This is a genomic window from Thermogemmatispora tikiterensis, assembly GCF_003268475.1.
Classification (GTDB): Bacteria; Chloroflexota; Ktedonobacteria; order Ktedonobacterales; family Ktedonobacteraceae; genus Thermogemmatispora; species Thermogemmatispora tikiterensis.
Genome location: NZ_MCIF01000002.1, coordinates 4,369,707 through 4,390,926, shown reverse-complemented (window position 1 = coordinate 4,390,926; position 21,220 = coordinate 4,369,707). Strand labels below are relative to the sequence as shown.

The 21,220-nt window shown below is 60.6% G+C and carries 15 protein-coding genes and 1 pseudogene; 11 read left to right on the top strand and 5 right to left on the bottom strand.

Annotation, left to right across the window (positions count from 1 at the left end; genetic code table 11):
• Positions 1-7 precede the first annotated feature (7 nt).
• From A4R35_RS17590 to A4R35_RS17580, 3 genes are all read left to right on the top strand, one after another.
• Positions 8-892, top strand: a complete 885-nt coding sequence (locus tag A4R35_RS17590; protein WP_112431623.1) for a PHP domain-containing protein — start codon at positions 8-10, stop codon at positions 890-892.
• A gap of 146 nt (positions 893-1,038) precedes the next feature.
• Positions 1,039-1,626, top strand: coding sequence for a signal peptidase I (gene lepB, locus A4R35_RS17585; protein WP_112431622.1), 588 nt, complete (start codon positions 1,039-1,041; stop codon positions 1,624-1,626).
• 664 nt (positions 1,627-2,290) lie between these two features.
• On the top strand, positions 2,291-4,630 hold the full coding sequence (locus tag A4R35_RS17580) for a methyl-accepting chemotaxis protein (protein WP_146747252.1): 2,340 nt from the start codon (positions 2,291-2,293) through the stop codon (positions 4,628-4,630).
• A gap of 504 nt (positions 4,631-5,134) precedes the next feature.
• On the opposite strand, the gene A4R35_RS17575 is transcribed toward A4R35_RS17580, so the two are convergent.
• The 3 genes from A4R35_RS17575 to rpmI form a co-directional block, all read right to left on the bottom strand.
• On the bottom strand, positions 5,135-5,989 hold the full coding sequence (locus tag A4R35_RS17575) for a TrmH family RNA methyltransferase (RefSeq protein ID WP_189361978.1): 855 nt from the start codon (positions 5,987-5,989) through the stop codon (positions 5,135-5,137).
• A gap of 158 nt (positions 5,990-6,147) precedes the next feature.
• Positions 6,148-6,525 (bottom strand): 50S ribosomal protein L20, encoded by a 378-nt coding sequence (gene rplT / locus A4R35_RS17570; protein ID WP_112431616.1) that lies wholly within the window; start codon positions 6,523-6,525, stop codon positions 6,148-6,150.
• A 115-nt stretch (positions 6,526-6,640) separates the two neighbouring features.
• The gene (gene rpmI, locus A4R35_RS17565; protein WP_112431614.1) at positions 6,641-6,847 is read right to left on the bottom strand and encodes a 50S ribosomal protein L35; all 207 of its coding nucleotides are present in this window, start codon (positions 6,845-6,847) and stop codon (positions 6,641-6,643) included.
• 977 nt (positions 6,848-7,824) lie between these two features.
• On the opposite strand from rpmI, the gene rpsF reads away from it, so the two are divergent.
• The 6 genes and pseudogenes from rpsF to recJ all read left to right on the top strand — a co-directional run bounded on the left by rpsF (position 7,825) and on the right by recJ (position 14,963).
• Positions 7,825-8,451 (top strand): 30S ribosomal protein S6, encoded by a 627-nt coding sequence (gene rpsF, locus A4R35_RS17560; RefSeq protein ID WP_112431612.1) that lies wholly within the window; start codon positions 7,825-7,827, stop codon positions 8,449-8,451.
• 173 nt (positions 8,452-8,624) lie between these two features.
• Complete coding sequence (locus A4R35_RS17550) at positions 8,625-9,032, top strand: single-stranded DNA-binding protein (RefSeq protein WP_223258383.1); 408 nt, start codon at positions 8,625-8,627, stop codon at positions 9,030-9,032.
• A 227-nt stretch (positions 9,033-9,259) separates the two neighbouring features.
• Positions 9,260-9,523, top strand: a pseudogene (gene rpsR, locus A4R35_RS24770) (30S ribosomal protein S18); the annotation flags it as partial.
• A gap of 714 nt (positions 9,524-10,237) precedes the next feature.
• Positions 10,238-11,695 (top strand): peptidylprolyl isomerase, encoded by a 1,458-nt coding sequence (locus A4R35_RS17540; protein WP_189361977.1) that lies wholly within the window; start codon positions 10,238-10,240, stop codon positions 11,693-11,695.
• Positions 11,696-11,905: 210 nt separating this feature from the next.
• Entirely contained in the window at positions 11,906-13,129 is a 1,224-nt protein-coding gene (gene hemW / locus A4R35_RS17535; RefSeq protein WP_112431606.1) for a radical SAM family heme chaperone HemW, read from the top strand.
• 25 nt (positions 13,130-13,154) lie between these two features.
• Positions 13,155-14,963, top strand: a complete 1,809-nt coding sequence (gene recJ / locus A4R35_RS17530) for a single-stranded-DNA-specific exonuclease RecJ (protein ID WP_112431604.1) — start codon at positions 13,155-13,157, stop codon at positions 14,961-14,963.
• A gap of 95 nt (positions 14,964-15,058) precedes the next feature.
• On the opposite strand, the gene A4R35_RS17525 is transcribed toward recJ, so the two are convergent.
• Together A4R35_RS17525 and A4R35_RS17520 are read right to left on the bottom strand one after the other, a co-directional pair.
• Positions 15,059-16,312 carry a Glu/Leu/Phe/Val family dehydrogenase gene (locus A4R35_RS17525; protein ID WP_112431602.1) on the bottom strand — a complete coding sequence of 418 codons (1,254 nt, stop codon included), beginning with the start codon at positions 16,310-16,312 and terminating at the stop codon, positions 15,059-15,061.
• 535 nt (positions 16,313-16,847) lie between these two features.
• On the bottom strand, positions 16,848-18,563 hold the full coding sequence (locus A4R35_RS17520) for a peptide ABC transporter substrate-binding protein (RefSeq protein ID WP_223258382.1): 1,716 nt from the start codon (positions 18,561-18,563) through the stop codon (positions 16,848-16,850).
• 396 nt (positions 18,564-18,959) lie between these two features.
• Between A4R35_RS17520 and rocF the strand changes: the two genes are divergently transcribed.
• Positions 18,960-19,853 carry an arginase gene (gene rocF, locus A4R35_RS17515; RefSeq protein ID WP_112431598.1) on the top strand — a complete coding sequence of 298 codons (894 nt, stop codon included), beginning with the start codon at positions 18,960-18,962 and terminating at the stop codon, positions 19,851-19,853.
• 214 nt (positions 19,854-20,067) lie between these two features.
• The gene (locus tag A4R35_RS17510; RefSeq protein WP_223258381.1) at positions 20,068-21,033 is read left to right on the top strand and encodes a branched-chain amino acid transaminase; all 966 of its coding nucleotides are present in this window, start codon (positions 20,068-20,070) and stop codon (positions 21,031-21,033) included.
• Positions 21,034-21,220 lie beyond the last annotated feature (187 nt).

The window sequence follows — 21,220 nt, the reverse complement described above, 5'->3', positions numbered from 1 at the left end:
AGGAGATATGACCGATTACGCCATTGATCTGCACACGCACTCGACCGCTTCGGACGGCCTCTATGCGCCGCAGGTTCTGGTCCAGAAAGCCTACGAGGCGGGGGTGCGTGTGCTGGCCCTTACCGATCACGACAGCACCGAAGGAGTGGCGGAGGCCGCTGAGGCCGCCACCCAGCTAGGCATCGATTTTATCCCAGGCATCGAGATCAACACCGAAACTTCCGCTGGCGAAGTGCACATGCTTGGCTATTTTCTACACTACCAGCAGGAGGCTTTTCAGCAGGCTCTGCGTACACTGCGCGACGCACGCCAGCGCCGTGGCCAGCGGATGGTCGAGCTGCTCAACGAGCAGGGCATCGCCATCAGGTGGGAGCGTGTGCGCGAGCTGGCTCAGGGAGCAGTGGGACGGCCTCATGTGGCTCAGGCCCTGGTCGAGGCTGGCTATGCGCAGAGCATCGAGGAGGCCTTTGCGCGCTACCTGAGCAAAGGGTGCCCAGCCTACGTACCGCGTTACAAGCTCTCGCCCCAGGACGCGGTGCGTCTCATTGTTAGCGCCAGGGGCCTGCCAGTGATCGCCCACCCTCTGGAATTACCAGGCCCTGAGATCCTGCGGCAGTGGCTCCCCGAGTTATGTGCCCTGGGACTGGCGGGCCTGGAGGTCTACTATGGTCCTTATACCGCTGAGCAGGAGACGCTGCTGCTCACCCTGGCGCGCCAGTTCGACCTCATCCCCACGGGCGGCAGCGACTATCATGGTCCTGGCATCCATCCGACGCCCTTGGGGGGCCACCCTGTTCCGGCTGAGAGCGTGACGCGTTTGCAAGAAGCAGCGGCGGCTCGCAGCCACCAGACGCCGCCTCCATTCACGCTTCCAGAACCGGCTGCCGAGTAAGCTCAGCTGTCGATATGCCAACACCGCCGGTAGAGACCGCTCTTTATGAGCGGGCCAGGGAAGAAGGGGCCTCCATCGGCAATGCTTCTTCCAAACAGATCGTCGAGCACTGACCCTAAGATAGAATAGGAGGCAAGGCAAGGGTTTTGAGCGCAAAACCAGAGAAAGAGGAGAGGGGCCACCGGCTCCTGCGTGACATCCTGGAAACGGTAGCATTGACGCTACTGTTGCTCCTCGTGGTACGCCTGACAGTCCAGCATTACTATATCGATGGGCCAAGCATGGAGCCGACGCTGCATAACCAGGAATATATCCTTGTCGATCGGCTCGCTTACCTTTTTCATCCGCCACAACGCGGTGATATTATTGTCTTCCACTATCCACGCGACCCGAGTGTAGACTATGTGAAGCGCATTATTGCTGTTCCCGGTGACACCATCACCGTCATCGGCCAAACGGTCATTGTCGATGGGGTCACCCTGCATGAACCGTATACCAATCCCAACGACCCGGCCAGCCTGGCCGTCTACCCGCCGATCCGCAACCTGGTTATCGGCCCTGATCAGTACTTTGTGATGGGCGATAATCGCGGCGACAGCTCTGATTCGCGTCAATGGGGCACCGTCCCCAAACAAGATATCGTCGGCAAGGCCACCCTGGTCTACTGGCCGCTGGGAGCCAATAACTTTGGCCTGCTACCCGACGAGAGCAGCGTTTTCGCCGGTATTAAATGATTACTACCCAGGAGGCAGCGGGCCAGGATGGGCCCCCAGGCAGAGGAGTGAGCAAGCTCTGCCCCCAATGGCAGCAGGGCTTCTTCTCCTCTGCCGCTTGCTTTCCTGATGATCAACTAACTGGCCCCCTTCCTCCGCTCCCTTCAGGACAGGCTATAGCGAGCATGAGAGAATCTAGCCAACAGCTAGCTAGATAGATAGAAACATGACATCATAAATCAGCAAAAGAGGCACGAAGGCCAGAGGCGCGAGAGCTTGCCAGAAGGGAGGAGAGGCCGCCACCAGCCGCCAGCTCAGAGAGCACCCTATGAGGGGAGAACGCTTGCTGGAAGCGCCCTTTTCGGCTATCGTTAATACAGTGTAGCGCAGGCAGTGATTCGCCCACCTCTGCCGCCAGCAGAGCGGAGCGGAGTGGCAGAGCCTTATTGCTTCTTACCCCCATGCTGTCCGCGCCACGCATCTAGGAAAAAGAGGGTAATCTCTCACAAGAGAGTTTCAAAATCGCCCAGGGTGGAGTACACTACCTTGGGAGTCTTTTGTCAGGTTGTTCCAGGTCTCATTGACGTTTGCCCATACATCAACAACAGGCTGGCAACGGCAAGGTCCATTCCTTTAAGCAATACAGAGATCATTGCGTACCTTCTTAGAGGGGGCGAGAGCTGTCATGAGAGCAATTACGCGCATGCCTATTTTTCTCCGGCTCTTCCTGGCCTTCGCGCTGGCTGCGATTATTCCCGCCATCGTGATTATCGTGCTGGGAACCTTCTTTCTGAACACGCTGACCGTTCACGGCCAGGCAATGCAAGTAGCCAACCAGGCGACGACGATCTCCATGCAGGCCATGTCTGATCTCGAGCGCATGAACGCACTGCTGGGCGAGTACCACTCGACGCTCTATGCTAACGATGGCCCCTACGGCCTCAATAGTGGTGCTATGACTCGCATGGCCACCTCTGCCGAGACGGAGATCCTCGACCTGGAGCACAGCTTCGGCAACGAGTTGAGCACCTACCAGCAAAATTTCCTGCTGGGATCGTCCCCGAATATGGACAGTGTGCGCCGGAGCCTTCCGGGCGATATCAATAGCCTGGCCTCCAATCAGGCCCAGGTCTTCCGCACGGCCAGTCAGCAGTGGTCGGATTATAAGCAGGCCCAGGACGCTGAGCTGACAGCGCTGAAGGCCAATCTCCCGCACAGCCAGACCCATAGCCTCCTCGAACAGGCCAACACCAAGTACGCCTCGCTCCTCACAAGCTGGCAGCAGCTTGTGACTACGACCCAAACGATCAGCAACGAGGTGACCTCCATCGGCTCTAACCAGATCGGGATGATCACCCTCGGCACGGTCATCGCCATCCTGGCCACAGCAATGGTGGTGATCACCATTGGCTATATCATTAACCTGACCATCACCCGCCCCCTGCGCCAGCTCGCCAACCTGACCAAGCGCATCAGCAAGGGCGATACGACAGCCCGTGTCAAGATCAACAGCCGCGATGAGATCTACATCGTGGCGAACTCGATGAACAATATGCTCGATAACATCGTGCGCTTGATTCAGGAGACCCAGGCGCAGCGCGATAACCTGCAGGCCCAGGTGGAGAAGCTGGTGAGCGAGGTCAGCGGCGTCGGTGAGGGCGACCTGCGCGTGCAGGCTGAGGTGACAGCTGATGCCCTCGGTGTGCTCGCGGACTCCTTTAACTACATGGTCGAGGAGCTGGGGAATCTGGTGATCCGCGTTAAGACGGTGGCCCGCGAGGTGGAGCAGACCACAAGCCAGCTGATCGATGGCATGACCCAACTGGTGGAAGAGGACGACATGCAGATCCGCCAGATCAGCGAGGCCGCGGTCGAGGTCGAGCAGATGGCCGAGGCCAGCCGCCGCGTGGCTGAGCGCGCTCAGCTGCTGCACAACGTGGCCGTCGAGGCGCGTAAAGATGCGCAGGGGGGCCGCGAGGCTGTGGAGATGGCCGTCGCCGGGATGGGCCGCATCCATGAGAACGTGCAAGCGACTGCTAAGAAGGTCCAGGTGCTCGGCGACCGCTCGCGTGAGATCAATAATATCGTAGAGGCGATCTCCAGCATCGCTCATCAGACCAATCGTCTGGCTCTCGACGCCGCTATCCAGGCCGCCATGGCCGGTGAGCATGGCAAGGGCTTCGGCGCCGTCGCCGCCGATATCCGCCGCCTGGCCGAGCGCGCCAAGGAGCAGGCCAGCAACGTGACGCGCATTGTCCGCAGCGTTCGCGAGGATATCGGGGCTGTGGCTGTGGCTATGCAGGATACGGAGCGCGAGACGGAGGCTGGAGCACGCCTGACCCAGGAGGCCGGTAGCGCCCTGGAGACAGTCTTTGCGGTGATCGAGCAACAGGCCCACGAGATCGAAACGATCAACCAGATGGCTAACCAGCAGCTGGAGTCATCCAGCTCTGTGGTGCAGATTATGCACAGCGTCTCGGAGGCAACCCAGCGCAGCAGTACGACGACACGCGAGGCCGCCCAGGCTATGGGGCGCCTGGCTCGCCTGGTGGAGCGCTTGCGCGCTTCGGTAGAGGCGTTCAAGCTGAATGAGGATCAGAGCTACCTGTCGACTACGGGCTTCACCGATGCCCTGACGGTCCAAGACGGCGTGGAGGGTCAGCAGTCCCTGAGCGGCGCTTTCCGTACAGTCACGGCCACCGCTCAGGCCCAGCCGACACCAACCCATGCTGGCATGTATAATGCTCTCCCCCCGGCCCGCCAGCCAGGCGCTGGCCCAAGTCCCGAGGGTTTCTCGCCCTTCCAGCCGCTCTCGCCCTCTCCCTCCTCCACCGGTAACAGCGAGTGGAGTCAGCCGCTGCCTTCAATGCCAGCAGGAGGCAGTGGCCCGCAGCCGGGCTGGCCCTACTCACCACCAGCGACTGGCTTCCCCACTACGCCAACTCCCAAGGCGGCACCCTTCGAGCAGTCTCCGTATGACCCCTGGAATCCCGGGATGCCCGGCAACGGCAGCGGCCTCCCATAAAGACCGCTCGCCAGGCCAATGGCTCCCAATTTAATGGAGCTACCAGGCTGGGCAGGCTAGCAGGCGGATGCATGGAAGGCCGGACGAACAGGTAAACCGACAGAGGGAGCGGGAGCCAGTCCCCTCAGAGCTGCGCCTCGGGGGATTGGTCCCCGCTCTTTTTCGCCAAGGCCAGCTGGCGCCTGCCAGCCAACTCAGAGGCGGGTTCTTCTTCGCTTGACCCGGCCCACCTGGCGTTGCCCTCCGGCCTCCTTCCCTACTATAACCTTTTTGTTATAGATAGTATCTGCAACCTCTATCTTGTTTCATAGACAAGCGTCTAATTCCTCTGTTAGACTGATGATGTAGGTTATAGTTAGCGAGAGCCGGCAGACTGCCGACCACCTCTTGCAGACTACTTCTTCTCTGGCTAACGACACTGCCCCCTCTTACCCGCAGAAGCGGCAGGGCTTACGACGAGCGTCGGCGCCGTAGGTCCTGCCGTCTCTGTTATCTCTCCGGTCGTCATTGCTTCTCAGTGGAACGACGCTGGCGCTGCTGACGCACGGCTTCGTAGAGCAGGATGCCGGTAGCCATTGCCGCATTGAGCGACTCAACCCCGTTGGCGAGGGGAATGCTCAACTGGCTGGTGGCCAGGGCGCGAGCCGCCGCTGAGGGGCCGTGAGCCTCATTGCCAATAATGAGGGCAAACGGCTGACATAGGTCCTGCTCGTAATACAGCTGCGGCGCTCCTGCCTCAGCCAGAAAGACCCGCAGCTGCGGACCGCAGTGCTCTCTCACCCGTCGCCCAATTTCGTCCCACTGCTGTTCCTCAGCGAGCGGCAAGGCCAGATGGGCCCCGGCAGCCGCCCGCACGACCTTGGGACTGAAGGCGTCCACACAGCCCGGCGTCAGCAGAACCGCGGCGACATCCGCCGCCAGGGCCGTGCGCAGGATTGTGCCAAGGTTGCCCGGATCAGCCAGCCGATCGAGGATCAGCAGGGTGGGCCGCAACGCGGGAGGCCGGCGTGCCGCTACCTCCTCATAGCTGAAGGCCGCGAGCGGCAGTACGGCCACTACCCCCTGTGAAGTCTGCGCGTCTCCTAAAGCCTCTATGACACGCACACTGACCTGGATCAGGGCCTGCTTTGCCACAGCCCCGGTGAGTAGCCGCTCTAACAGCGCCTGCCCCTCAGCCGTGCGCGCCAGCAAGTCGGGCTGATAGTAGACTTCGAGAGGTAAGACAGCCCGGTCGAGTAGCTCCTTGAGCAAATGCGGCCCTTCCATCAGAAAGAGGCCGTGCTTCTTACGTCCGCGCGGCGTGTGCAGCTCACGCAGGAGCGCGACTCGGGGATTGAGCGGACTGCTAATTACCGGCATGGGAGAGCCACCTCCCTGAAACATGCAGAAGGGGCGACCGCCGGAGCAGTCGCCCCTTACACCGCTTCTGCACTGCACTGTCCCGCCTGGCAACATGAGAGGCAACCTCAGCTTTGCCAGATAGATAGGACAGCCCGAGCAGAATACCAGCCTTGTTGCTAGCCTTGAGGTTGATTCTGACTCTGCGCCGCGGCCAGGGCCGTTTTGACCAGCTCGGCAAAGGCAGGCCGATCGTTGACCGCCATCTCAGCCAGAATCTTGCGATCAACACTGATGTTGGCCACGCGAATCGCATGCATCAACTGGCTGTAGGTCACACCGAACATGCGAGCGGCAGCGTTGATGCGTGTGATCCAGAGCCGACGCATATCGCGCTTGCGGTTACGCCGATCACGATAGGCATAGGCCAGGGCGTGCATCATGGACTCACGCGCCCTCTTGATCAGACGGCGGCGTGTGCCACGATGGCCCTCCACAAACTGCAATACCTTTTTATGCTTCTGACGCGCCGTAACGCCTCGCTTTACTCTTGGCATGGCGTCTTTGTCCTTCCCTCTTCTTCTTCTTTCTGCTTACGAAGTCGACGAAAACGTGCGATCAGGGTGCCCACCTCACTCAGAGCCGACGAGCCGGCAGCAAGGGGGCCAGGCCCTACCGACCAGCATAGGGGAGCAGGCGACGAACGCGACGGGCATCTCCCCGCGCCAGGGCAAAGGCCTTATCAGCCGCACGAACCGAGCGAGAAGCCTTGTTACGGCGCAGGTGGCTGATCGCAACTTTGCGGCGCAAAAGCTTACCGGTGCCTGTGATCTTAATACGTTTGGAGATGGCTTTATGTGTCTTAAGTTTCTGCTTCATGAGATACACACTCTCTTTCTTTCTTCTCGTGCGGGGCGGTGGGCAACACAGCACTTGACCTCTCCCTGACGGCCCTCCCGCCAGGAATAAAAGGAGGGAGACCGCGACCAGCGAAAGACGAGGCTGTCGGCTCACAAGAGAGAGGAGCTTGTATGCCCGGCGCAAGCTGGACTGGCGGGCTGGGCCTGTCAGCCAGCTCTTAGTGCGCGCGTGACAGTGTCATAGAGAAGAATAGCTCCATCGAAGGCGCAGAGAAGCCTTTTTCAAGAGCAAAGAAGCCCCGCATGCCGTCTGCGAGTATAGCACAGATTGCCCCCGCTGTCCAGTAGGGGGCGGCCCCTCTCTCATCTCACGCCTTCGGCGATCAGATTAGCAGGGCAGTGCCTTGCAGCCTGTCCGACCGACTGCGCGCCCGGATCTGAAGGGAACGGCGCGTAGCCCGCAGGCGTTACGGTGAGCAGTCAGGGGCAGTGAACAGGGTCGCAACATTTCCACCTCAGCAAGCAGCGCCAAGAATAGAAGAGCAGGAGAGAGAGATCAGCAGGGGGCAAAGCGCCGGGCCGAACGAAAGTCCGCCCTGGCCCTGGCCGTGGCTCTCGCTCTGGCGAATAGGAAACGGCCTTCTCCCGTTCCTTAGCTCCGTCCTGCCCCATCCCGTCAGCACGCCGGTTCACCGGAGGACGGGGCGGGGTGGGCCAGCCGCTCAGCAAGATGGGCCTTCTCTTGTCAGACAGGGAGGACAATGCTATAATAGCGGGGCACTGTACCGACTCTCTCAACAGCCATAGATCACGCCTGCCCGCCAAACGTGCAGAGAGCAAGAGTGGTTGGCAAGAGTAAGAGCAAGAGAGGTCAAAAGACAGCGGCAGAGCGGATGGCGAAGATAGAGATCGCCATACTCCACCTGCTCCGGCAGCAAGACGAGTCCAGATAACCGCGACTGACCGCGAGCAAACCCAGAGGAAGGAGGTGGCTTCGTGAGGAGAGACTACGAGCTTGGCTTTATTCTCCATCCCGAAGTCAGTGAAGAGCGAACACGTACTATTCTTGAACGGATCGAGCAGATCGTAACCGCCCATGACGGCCAGGTTGTCAGGGTGAATTACTGGGGGCGGCGACGGTTGGCCTACCCCATCGAGCATCACCGCGATGGCATTTATGTCTTTGTCGATATGAGTGTCTCCCCTGAGACCCTCCCGGAACTGGACCGTACCCTCAAGGTATCTGAGGAAGTGCTGCGGCACCTGATCAAACGACGCGATCCGCGGGTGGTACAGAAGGAGCGCGAGGCCTACGCCGCCGCCAGCGCCGCCGGGGCTACCCCAGCCCCTGCCCCTGCCAGCGTCGCGAGCGAGGAGCTTGCCGGCGCCAGTGCGGAGGCCGAGGTCGCTGCAGCAGGCAGTGCCCCCGAAGCCGAAGCGGAAGCTGAGGCCCCTGCCGAGGCCCCTGAAGCAGCTGCCCTGTCAGAATCATCGGAATCAGAGTCATCGGAATCAGCAGTAGGAGATCAAGAGGCGCCCGCCGTCTCGCATGAGGAGATGGAGAGTGCCCCTCCCGCGCTCGATGAGCAGCCAGCCCCAGCCTCCGAGGCTGAGCAGGCTTAGGCGCTTTAGCGATCGGTTCGGGAATGAGCACACAACAAACGAGACAATGGTTCGCTCAGACAGAACGCCAGTGAGTAGCAAGCCAGTCAGGAGTGGGCCAGCCAGCCCTGCTCCCATCTGACTTCAGCGAAGGATGGTGCGGCGTCTCCCAGTGCGACGAAAGGATCTAAGCGATGCTGAACAAAATCATGCTGATCGGCAACCTGGGCCGTAATCCGGAAATGTCCTATACCGATAATGGGACAGCTGTCACTCGCTTTTCGCTGGCAGTCAGCCGTACCTATAAGACCCCCAGCGGCGAGAAGCGCGAGGAAACTGAATGGTTCAACGTGGTCGCCTGGCGCTCGCTGGCCGAGCGCTGCTATCAGTACCTGCGCAAAGGCAGCAAGGTCTATGTGGAAGGGCGGGTCGCACAGCGCAAGTATACCGATAAGAACGGTGTCGAACGCACCGCTTTCGACGTGATCGCTACTGATCTGCGCTTCCTCTCGCCTAAGCCACAAGAGGCCGATGTCTCGGATGAGTTCCCGACCGATAGCGGCGATTTCCTTGAAGATCTGGACGATTCTCAGCCCTTCTAATTGCCACCAGGCAGCAGAGCTGGCGAATCGCCCTCTCAACGAGACGTACCCTGTCGTGTGTTCGAAGGAGGAGAGGACAGTCCGTGCAAAAACGTAACGAAGCGGCCAATCAGCCAACAGCATCAGCCGCCCAGCAGGCTACTCAGAGCCAGGGCCAGTCAACGCCAGCCGGCAGCGCCAGCGCTCAAGCCCCAGGCCAGGGCCAAAACCAGGGCCAGGCGCCCGCTCAGCCCCAGACCACTGCTCGCCAGGGCCGCCGCGAGGGCGTCCGTGGCCCCCGGCGCAAGGTCTGCCAGTTCTGCCACGACCGCGTGCGGGAGATCGATTATAAAGATGCCGCCCGCTTTCTGAAACGCTACATCTCCGATCGCGGCAAGATCGAGCCTCGCCGCAAGACAGGCACTTGCGCCAAGCACCAGCGCGCACTGAGCCGCGCGCTCAAGCAGGCCCGTTTTATGGCCCTGCTGCCCTATACCGCAGAGCATATGCGCAGCATGTAGCGGCAAGCTAGATCTTCAGCTCAGCTTAGCACAAGAGGCACGCTTCGCTGCCGGCAATGGCAACGGCTGCGCCGCTCGCCCGGGCGGCAGACAGATAGACAGATAGACAGACAGACAGACAGACAGGCAAGAAGAAGAGAGGTGGAGGCACCCAGGCACACATTAAGGGAGACGAGGGACGGGACAGGAATCGCCCTCACAGGCCAGAAGCAGCCACTCCTGTGATGTCCCGCTCTGCAGCGTTTTGTGCCGCCTGCGCCTCCATCTCTCACCCGCTCCTGCTACGGGCAGGAGTCCCAGCAGCTGATCTCTGTTCGGTCTTCGCTTGGCTCTGGCCACACCACAGATGATCAGGCTGGGATAGTAGACCAGGCCAGCAGGGAAGAGAAGAGAAGAGAAGAGAAGAGACTGACAGAGGCCAGCGTAATCAGGCCGGCCTCTGCTGGAGGAGAGCCTGTAACACAAGGAGGAACTGGCTCATCCATCAGGCCGAGCAGGCCAGGTCAGAACAGGTAAGAGATGAGCTATGGCTCCACGCACGCCTCCTTCTTTTCTAGGCCAGGAGAGCAGTACATGGATTGCTCGCTCGTCTCCCTGGCTTGTTCTGACGTTGGTCGACGCTTGCCCTCTTGTCTCATAGGCCATTCCTGTGTATCATGGAGCCATGAGCAGCCATTGCTGAAGGCAGGAAAGGGTTCTTCCACTATGACGAGTCAAACAGCGCGTGCACCCCAAAACCAGCGGTCAACGCGAGCAAGCCGCCCGGAGAAGGCCAAGCCCCGGCGCTATGTCCGCCAGACTGCCCTTGTGGCAGCCCGACGAGATGGCAAACCCCTGATCTTCGGTTGGGGCAGCCACCTCTCTCAGAGCGAGAAAAACCGTATCCGCGTTCGGGCTACCTGGGCCCTCACCATCCTTATCTTGTTAACCATCGTCGGCGTTCTCATCGGTTTCTGGATCAACATCAACGTGATTGTGCCAAGTCTGCCGATCACGTCGGTCAATGGCCACGACATCCCCCAGTCCGAGTACCACAAGCTGGTGGTCCTGCAGACACAGCTGGAGATCAATAAGCTCTACGGGCCCAATGGCCTCTTCGCCCAGCGCACGAACCTCGAAAAGGCCGTCGCCCAGCAACAGCAGGCGATGAATAACGCCTCCAAGCAGATCGACGATCTCAATCAACAGCTCAGCAAGCTACCCGCTGGTCCCAGCCCCCAGCGCACCCAGCTCACCAAGGAGCTGAACGCCGCCAAGCAGACCTACGCCAACGCTCAGTCGCAGCACGATAAGCTGCAGTCTCAGCTGAACAATCTGACCCAAAATACCATTCCTTTCGAGCAGGAAGGTCCTTTCACACAATCCCAGATCGGCAACGATAGCGCGACCTGGCTCCAGGATGATGAACTGATCCGCGAATGGCTTCAGACGCAGCCCGCTTCGGTCCGCGCCCGCATCGAGCCGACCCCCGCTCAGGTCGAGCGCGCGCTCAACGACCTGAAGGCCAATATGCCAAAATCGGGCCAATATGCGCGCACCTATCAGCAGATGCTCGCGCAGGACGGCGTCACTGATGCCGATATGCACGAGATGATGGCCCTGAAGCTGCGCCGCGACAATATGCAGAATTACCTGGCCTCGCAGATTAAGTCGCCCACCTACCAGGTGCTGGCTCGTACGATGACGCTCAGTACCAAGGCCGACGCACAGAAGATTCTGGATCAGCTGAAGAAGGGCGCCGATTTCGCCACCCTGGCTCGTCAGAAGTCGGTCGATACGACGACGAATACAAAGGGCGGTTACCTCGGTTGGCTGGCTCGCGGCCAGTATGCCCACCAGGAGGGCCAGGCCTACGTGGATAACTGGCTCTTTGACCCCGCCCGGACGATCAACGAGATCAGCCCGATCATTATGGAGAATGGCGCTTATCACATCGTCCAGATCCTCGGGATCGATCCGTCTCGTCCCCTGGACCAAAGTACACTCCAGACCCTGAAGGATAATGCTCTCTCCGACTGGTCTCTTGAGATCCGAGCTTTGCCAACGACGCATATCACACCCGCCGATCAGAATCGGCTCTTTGATCCAATCAATATGCCGACTGAGCTGCCTGTGAGCGGTCCTTCTCAGAACAGCGGCGGCTTGACGGCACCGAACCAGTAGTCGCCCCAGAGGCTGTATCATCTAGTGAGGGAGGGAGCTGGCCAGCTTCGGCCCCTGCTCCTCGGCCTGGCTCAACTCAGGCCGCCAGGCAGGGAGGATAAGGCCGCCAGCTCCTTCCCACTCCTTCCCTCAACGGTGGGGCAAGCAGGAGCGTGGCAGGGCAATGGCTATCCTTGTCTCGCTCTTTCTCTCTCAAGTAGGCAGGAAAGTATGTCAACTACTCTCAGCAGCGCTCCTTACACAGTGTTCTTCGATGAGCCGCTCTCAGCTTTGCTAGAGAGCGTTTCACTTTACTTGCATGTCCCTTTCTGCCATACGCGCTGCTACTATTGTGATTTCAACACGTATGCGGGCCTGCTGTCGCTGCGCGAGCCATACGTGCGCGCCTTGTTGACCGAGATCGAGCTGGCAGGAGAAATGGCCCGCACTGCCGCAGGCGCCCCGCGCCGCGCTCGCACTATCTACTTCGGTGGCGGTACCCCCAGCCTCCTGAGCGCTGAGCAGATTCGCCGCCTGCTAGATGCCTGCCGAGCAGCCTTTGCCGTTGATCCAGAAGTGGAAATCTCGCTGGAAGCCAATCCAGGCAGGCTGTCCCGCGCGCATTTGCAGGCCCTGCGCGCAGCGGGAGTGAATCGTCTGAGCCTGGGGGCGCAGAGCTTCGATCCTCACTTGCTGAAGCTCCTTGGACGCACCCACTCTCCCGAGGATGTAGCGCAGGCCGTGCGAGCGGCACGCAGCGCCGGCTTCGATTCCCTCAATCTGGACTTGATGTTCGGCCTGCCAGAGCAGACGATGACTCAATGGCGCGAGACTCTGCTGCGCGCGCTTGAGCTGGGTCCTGATCATCTTTCGCTCTATTCGTTGATTGTGGAGGAGGGAACGCCCTTCTTTACCTGGGTGCAAGAGGGGCGACTGGTTCCCGCCGATGAGGATCTCTGCGCTGAGATGTACGAGTATGCCGACGCGCTGCTACAGGAGGCAGGCTATGCGAATTACGAGATCTCGAACTGGGCGCGCCCCGGCCACGAGTGCCGTCATAATCTGACTTACTGGCTCAATCTCCCTTACCTGGGCCTGGGCGCCGGCGCCCATTCCTGCTTCGCTGGACGGCGCTTTTCCAATGTGCGCGAGCCACGCCAGTATCTGCGTCTCCTTGCCTCCCGTCAACGTCCAGAGGCGGAGAGCGAGACGCTCTCTTTCGAGACGCAGATGGCCGAGACGGCCATTCTGGCTCTGCGCACCGCCCGCGGCCTGCATTTGCCGTCTTTCCGCGAGCGCTTCGGCCTGGATTTCTGGCAGTTTGCCGGGCAGCGCTTACGACATGTCTCTGAGGCCGGTCTGTTGGAGTACGATGGAACCTGGCTGCGCCTGAGCAAACGCGGGCGCCTGCTAGGCAACGAGGTCTTTCTATGTCTGCTTCCCGACGAAGACTAGCTGCGAGCAGAAGAAGGATACACCTGTGGAGCCGGAGAGAGCATCGCCCCTAAGCTGGCGTGTCTGTGAGCTGTTGAGCGCCAGTCAGTTTCGGCGCTTCCGCGCGGCGGGCATCGAGCCTTTGCATGCCCAGCTGCTTTATAATCGGGGCCTGCGCACACCAGAGGAGATGAAAGCCTTTCTGGAGGCGCGCTACGAGCAGACACCTGATCCCCTGACTTTGATCGATCTGCCGCGCGCTCTGGAGCGCATTCGCCGCGCGCTGCTGGCTGGCGAGCATATCACGGTCTACGGCGACTTCGATGCCGATGGGGTGACTGCCACAGCTCTCCTGATGCGGGCTTTGCGCCGGTTGAAGCGTGCCGAGGCCCCCCTCGATTACTATATTCCGTCGCGCATCGATGAGGGGTGCGGTCTCAACGTCGGGGCCCTCGACTGGCTCAAGCGCCAGGGCACGTCGTTGCTTATTACTACCGATTGCGCCAGCTCAGACGTGGCCCAGGTGCGTTATGCCCACGAAACGCTTGGCATCGAGGTGATTATTACCGATCACCATCGTCCCCCGGATGAGCTGCCACCAGCCTACGCTCTGGTCAACCCGTGGCGTCCCGACTCGACGTATCCCGAACGAGTGCTGTGTGGGGTCGGGGTGGCCTTTAAGCTGGTGCAGGCGCTCTACCGCTCTTTTGGTCTACCGCGCGAGGAAGAGCTGGCCCTGCTCGATCTGGTGGCCATCGGCACGATCGCCGATGTGGCGGAGCTGCTTGGCGAGAATCACACACTGGTACGGCTGGGTCTGGAACGCTTGAATCAGACCACCAGCCCGGGCTTGCTGGCCTTGATGCAGAGCGCCGGACTGCAGCCTGGCCAGCTGCGCGAGCGCGACGTGGCCTTTGTGTTGGGGCCACGCCTCAACGCCGCCGGACGTATGGAAGATGCGCGCCTGGCCTGCGAGCTGCTGATGACGGACGACCCAGCTGAAGCTCAGAGCTATGCCGCCCACCTGGAGCGCCTGAATCACCTGCGCCAGGTCCAGACAGAGGAGCTGATGAATCTGGCGCGCGAGGAGGCCTCACGCCACCCGGACGACGCCGTGGTGCTGGTCAGTGGCGATAACTGGCCCGAAGGAATCATCGGTCTGGTGGCCAGCAAGCTGGCCGAGGAGATTCGCCGCCCTGTGCTGGTCTTGAGCCGTGGCAAAGACTTCAGCCGCGGCTCAGCGCGGAGTCGCGAGGGCTTCAATATGATCGCCGCTCTGCGCGGCTGCGCCCATTTGTTCGAGCGCTACGGCGGTCATGCTCAGGCGGCTGGCTTTACCATCGCCAATCACTACGTTGCAGAACTGCATCAGCATCTGTTGAGCTGGCACGATAGCCAGGGTAATGGCGCGGAGCCAGCGCTGCTACCGATCGAGGCCAGCGCCTCGCCCGGTGAGCAGGAAAGTGTGATCCTGCCCCCTGCCAATACCCTCATGGTCGATCTGGTGCTGCGCCGTCCTGAATATTTCCAGTATCAAACCTACAGTCGCATCCGTCAGCTCAGTCCTTTCGGAGCCGCTAATCCTGAACCGGTCTTCAAAGCCGAGAAAATGCGCCTGCTCAACTACTGGAGCAGTGGGCCGGCAGGACGCAACTTGCGCGTGCGCCTCGGCATCGGCAATGTGCAGGTCATGGGGACTTTCGTGCGTGGAGCTGCCCACATGAGCGCTCTCAACGGCGCTTCACACGTCGACGTGATTTTCCGCATTGAACCAGCCTGGAGTCCCCAGGAGGGCGAGAGCACGCGCGAGATCACGCTCAAGATTCTTGCTATCGCACCCTCACCCTCAGTCTGAGTTGCCAGGATCGAACGGACGAGCTGGCCAGTCAGTTAGTTAGTCACCCAGCCAGCTAGTCAGCCAGACCCAAGGGTCCCTCCTGCCCCTCCAGCTCAGGGATAGATACCACGTGCTTCGGTGGCCTCGGCGACGCGCGCCACAGCCAGCAAGTAGGCCCCCATGCGCAGGCTGGTGCGCTGGCGCTCAGCCCGGTCTTGCACTGCCTGGAACGAACGCACCATGATCCGCTCCAGGCGCTGATTGATCTCGTCCTCCGACCAGAAGAAGCGCTGCAAGTCCTGGACCCATTCGAAATAGCTGACAGTCACACCGCCAGCATTGGCCAGGATATCGGGTACCACCGTGATGCCGCGGTCCTGGAAGATGCGGTCGGCCTCGGGCGTCGTCGGTCCATTGGCAGCCTCAACGATCAGACGCGCTTTGACACGCGAGGCGTTCTGAGCCGTTAGCTGATTTTCCAAGGCCGCCGGGATCAGGACATCGCAGGGCAGTTCCAACAGCTCCTGATTGGTCACCTGCTCACTGTCGGGCAGGCCGCGCAGACCACCATGTTCCTGCGAGTAACGCAGCGCGCGCATGACATCAATACCGTTGGGATTATAGACGCCGCCGCTGATGTCGCTCAGGCCGACAATCTTGCAGCCGAGAGACTGCAGCAGGCGGGCCGAATTGCCTCCCACGTTGCCAAAGCCCTGGATGACGACCCTGGCCCCTTCTACCTGCATGCCCAGACTCAGCAGGGCCTCGCACGTCACCACCTGCACGCCGCGCGCTGTCGCTTCCAGGCGCCCCTCGCTACCGCCGATCGAAAGCGGCTTCCCTGTGACGACCTCGGGGACCGAATAGCCGCGATGCATGGAATAGGTATCCATGATCCAGGCCATAATCTGCGGGTTCGTGTTCATGTCGGGGGCTGGAATATCGCTATTGGGACCAATCAGGATGGAGATCTCGGTTGCGTAGCGCCTCGTGAGCCGCTCCAGCTCGTTGCGCGAGAGCTTATGCGGATCACAGACTACTCCCCCCTTGGCGCCGCCAAAGGGGATGCCCACCACCGCACACTTCCACGTCATCCACATGGCCAGGGCTCGCACCTCATCCAGAGAGACATCAGGACTGAAGCGAATGCCGCCTTTCGCCGGGCCACGATTGATGTTGTGCTGCACACGGTAGCCAGTGAACATCTGCACGTCGCCGTTATCCATGCGCACGGGGAAATTGACGATGAGTTCTCGTTTGGGCTTACGCAGAATGGCGCGCATGGCCTGCGAGAGGCCAAGCATTTCGGCTGCTTCATCAAACTGAGCGACCGCTACTTCATAGGGATTGAGGATATCAACAGCCATCGAGTCTAGAACCTCCTCTGAAATGCACCTGACCAGGAGAGAGACCGCGGCTCGTCAGTCAGACTAGCCAGCCTGCCCGCGCTGCGCCGGGCATCTTCCCTTCCGTCCCTCCATGCCATTCACAGCGACCTACCTCGTCCAGGCCAGGCCCGTATGCCTCGCTGCATACTAACAAGACATGCCTCGCATGGAAGCGTCTTCGCTTCCCGCCCCCCGGCAGCGGGAGAACAAGAGGTTCTCCAAAGGGAGCCTTGACAACCCGACTCGGGCCGACTCAGATCGACCGGGATCGACAGATCCCTGCAGGTTGTAGGACAGGAGTCGAGACAGCCCCCGACTGCCACACAATAAAGCCCGCCGAGGGCGGCGGGCGACACGATTGGCGGGCGATGCGCCCTGCTTGCGTTCAAGCATATAAGCACGATGATGAACGTTGTAGCTCTATTATACCATCGCAGCGTGGCGGCCTTCAAGACGGTGACTGCCGCGCTGGCTCTTGCTCAGGTTCTACCCACCCTGGCCTGGTCGGCACCTTCTAATGCTGGAGCAGATAGACAGCCGACCAATCGCCAAAGTAGAGGCCCAGGCCGTTGAGCGTCACGCCATGCAGCCAGGGCGGAATGACCGCCGCCAGCGCCTGATGGTCCAGCGGCAACCACCCCACATCTTCGATTGCCACACGCTCCGCCTCATTGTAGGTACGCAAACGCGCCTCCCCGCTTTCCTGATCGGCCTGCGCCACCAGCCGATCAAACTGCGGATTGCTCCACTCACCGTTGTTATTGGGGGAGCCACTGGTGAGGTTAAGGGTCAGCCAGTCGTAGGGATCGGGGAAATCCGCGGTCCACTGAATAAAACCCATCTGCACCAGATGCTTCGACAGCTCATCGTTGTAGGTCGTCAAGTCCATACCCTGTAGCCTGACCTGGAGGCCGAGGGCGCTCTGCCACATCTGCTGCAAGGCCGCCGCCTCGCTCTGCGAGACCTGAGATGAGGGGTAGGTGAAGACCACAGGTGGCATTGTACGGATATCGGGATAAACCGACTGCAGCAGACGACGCGCTTCGGCCCGATCATAGGGAATGCCGGCGTAATTGGCCTGGTAACCCGGCATGCCAGGAGGAATAATAGTATTGGCCGGCAGCACCGCATCTTTAAAGATAGCGTGCGCCAGCGTCTTCTTATCAATGGCATAGGCAAAAGCCTGCCGCACCGCGGTCTTATCGAAAGGCGGCTTGCGTGTATAGAAGAAGAGCAGATCGGTCTGCAGCAGCGCACGCTGGATGAAGCCCGGCATCTGACGAGCACGCACCAGCTCGTCGGGTGGAATATTCCAGATAAAGCTGTACTGATGCGCTTCATAGGCTTTAAAGGCCGTGGCCGGATCGCTCACAAAGAGCATATCGACCTCGCGCAGCCGTGGCCTCGGACCATAGTAGTGAGGATTGGGCACCAGAACCATCTTGACAGCATGGAGCCAGCTCTTGACCATGAATGGCCCCGAGCCAATGGCATTGCCCGCCGCCTGGCTTGCCCAATTGACCTGACCATACTTTTGGATCAGAGCAGGATTCAAGGGATCAAAGAGCGGATTGGTCAGCACCTCCAGAAAGAAAGGAGTAGGCCGGGTCAGCGTGATCTGCAGCGTCTGATTATCCAGCGCCCGGACCCCGCTCAGCGTCCGGCTTTTGCCGGCGGCCACCTCCGCCGCGCCTTCGATAAAGCCCTCAAAGAAGGAGGCGATCGGCGACTTGACTTCCGGCAGGAGCTGCCGCGTCAGCGTAAAGACATAGGTCTGGGCGGTGATCGGCGTCCCATCGGAGAAGGTAATACCAGGCTTGAGGTGGAAAGTGTAAACCCGTTGATCGGGCGAGACCTGCCAGGTCGCCTGATCGGGCACCACGCTCAAATCGGCGGTCGTACGAACCAGGCCGCTGTAGAGCATGCTGACGGCCAGCGCCGAATTAGCGTCCGGTCCCTGGGCCGGGTCAAGAGTACTAATATCCTTTGTGCCCACGTTCGGGAAGATCAGTACCTGCTGCGCTGCGGCCAGCGGCTGCTGACTGTTGGAGGATGGTGAAGAACTGCCGCCGCAGGCAGCCAACAGTATCACCAGTACCCAGAGCGCAGCGCCCGGCCACAAGCGTTTCGGCCAGCAGGAGGAAGCCGACCTCCTTGTCGGCAGCCGGGTTGAAGCCGCCACCTCTCCCTGATGGCGGCCAGCGTAGAGAGACTGCAACCAGCGAGACACGACAAGCGCCTCCTTCCTTGCAGAAAGAAAGGTCGAACCTTCCTTTCCGCTGCTCTCGTTGGCAATGCCAGTCCACCACCGTGCAAACCTGGCGGACAGAGGTAATAGCACCAGGTCAGGTAGCCTCTATTGTATAGCGCCCCTCGCTCCAGCGGCAAGGAGCGAGGAACAAGCCGCCAACTCGCCTAACCGTCACCTCCCTTTCCCTCCGCCCTCACCCCGCACCAGGTCCAGGTCAAATTCAGCCTCGCTGGTCTCGTTCGAGCGGTATGCAATGGCTTCCCTCGGCCCGCGACTCTGGGAGCAATTGGCTGATGGACAAGGTCCTGGCCCAGGGCTATAATGGAAGGGAAAAGATCACACTGTTCAACGGCGAACAGGAGGGTAAGCGAACAGATGCAGATTCGTGTGATTGGCGTGCCGATGGATCTGGGGGCAGATCGACGCGGCGTGGATATCGGGGTGAGTGCTATCCGCTATGCCGGCCTTCACGAGAAACTCCGTGCACTTGGCCACAGCGTTAAAGACATCGGTAATCTGCACGTCCCCCTTCCTGAAAACCAGCCAGCCGGTGATCCACATGTCAAATACCTGGAACCGATTATTCAGGTTGCCGAAGAGCTAGCAGCAGCCGTCAGCGAGGCATTGCAAGCGGGAGACCTGCCGCTCGTGCTGGGTGGAGACCACAGTATCGCCCTTGGCTCTATTACGGGCGTTGCCAGCTTCTACAATGACATCGGCGTTATCTGGATCGACGCCCACGGCGACTTCAATACGCCAGAGACGACGCCCTCTGGCAATATCCACGGTATGGTGCTGGCCGCCCTGGCCGGTCTGGGTCACGAGCGCCTCGTCCATCTGGCTGGCCGCGTTCCCAAGGTCAACCCCCAGAACATTGCAATCGTCGGCGTGCGCGACCTCGATCCCGGTGAGCGTGAACTGCTGCGCGCCAATCGCATCCATGTCTTTACGATGACCGACATCGACCGCCGCGGCATCTCAGCCATCATGGAAGAAGCCATCACCGTGGCCGGGCACAATGGCAGACGTATCCATCTGAGCCTCGATCTGGACGCCCTTGATCCCAGCGAGGCGCCCGGTGTAGGAACCCCAGTGCGTGGCGGCCTCAGCTATCGCGAGGCCCATCTCTCAATGGAGCTGCTTGCCGCCTGCGGTCAGATCTGTTCCATAGATGTGGTCGAGGTCAACCCGATCCTGGACCGCGAGAACGCAACCGCCTCGCTCGCCGTCGGGCTGGTGCTCTCCGCTCTGGGAAAAACTATTCTCTAGCCAGCGCTAGCCAGCTGGCTGGCAATCTGCCAGTTCGCCACGCCGGCCTGGTTTGCCTTTCTTTCCAGACGCGGACCGGCTCGCTTCAGCAGTCCAGCGAGCGAACCTGTGCTGTGCTGTGCTGGGCTGGGCTGGGCTGCGCCAGGCCGGGCTGAGCAGGTCACAGAGAACCAAGCAAGAGCTTATTCTGAAGAAGGAGGGAAGGCAGAGAGCAATGGAGCTTTCTGCCACAACAGCGATGGAAGCCCAGGAACTCTTCATGAACGGTGAGTTCATTCCCGTCGAGCGCGGGGTGATCTCTGTACGCACGCACGGCTTTGCCTATGGCACTGGCTGCTTCGAGGGTATCCGCGGCTACTGGAATGAACAGGATCAGCAGCTCTATCTCTTCCGGGCCCGCGAGCACTACGAGCGTCTGCTACGCTCTTGCAAAACGCTGCAAATCAGTCTGCCCTACACCGTTGAGCAACTGCTAGAGATCACAGTCGAGCTGGTACGGCGCAACAACCAGCGTCAGGACATCTACATCCGGCCCGTCGCCTACAAGAACGATCAAACGATCGGTGTGCGTCTGCATGGCATCAGCGACAGCTTCCTGATCACCACGGAACCGTTCGGGGACTACGTGGCCACTACTGGTCTGCGCTGCTGCGTCTCAAGCTGGAGGCGGATCGATGACAACGCCATTCCCGCGCGTGCCAAAGTTTGCGGCGCGTATGTCAACTCAGCGCTGGCCAAAAGCGAGGCCCTGCAGAATGGCTACGACGAGGCCATCATGCTCACCCACGAGGGCCACGTCTCCGAAGGCAGCGCCGAAAACATCTTTTTGGTGCTCAACGGCGAACTGGTCACGCCGGCCCCCACCGAAAACATCCTGCTCGGGATCACCCGCGACACTGTAATGGAGCTGGCCCGTCGCGAGCTGGGACGCATTACCCGCGAGCGCAGCATCGATCGCACCGAGCTGTACAACGCCGAGGAGATCTTCCTCTGCGGCACAGGAGCCCAGATCGCCCCCGTGGTCGAGGTCGATCACCGCCCTGTCGGCAGCGGCCAGATTGGCCCCATCAGCAAGGCGCTTCAGGACCTCTACTTCGAGGTCGTGCGCGGCAAGCGCCCAGAGTACCGGGCGCGCTGGTGCACACCTGTTTACAGCAGCGTCCCCGCCAGCGCCAGCTAGGGCCATCTTCCACTGGGATCAGTGACCAACCCACCTGGCAGCAGACCTGGCTCAGGCGCATAAAAAAACAGGTGCGGGGTAGTCATCTTCCCCACGCCTGTTTTTTTTATCTGTGTTGCCTCCGTACCCGTCGTCCGCCAGCAAGGCGGGCCGGATCAGCAACTGGGTGCTCGCTTGCTTGTCTCCC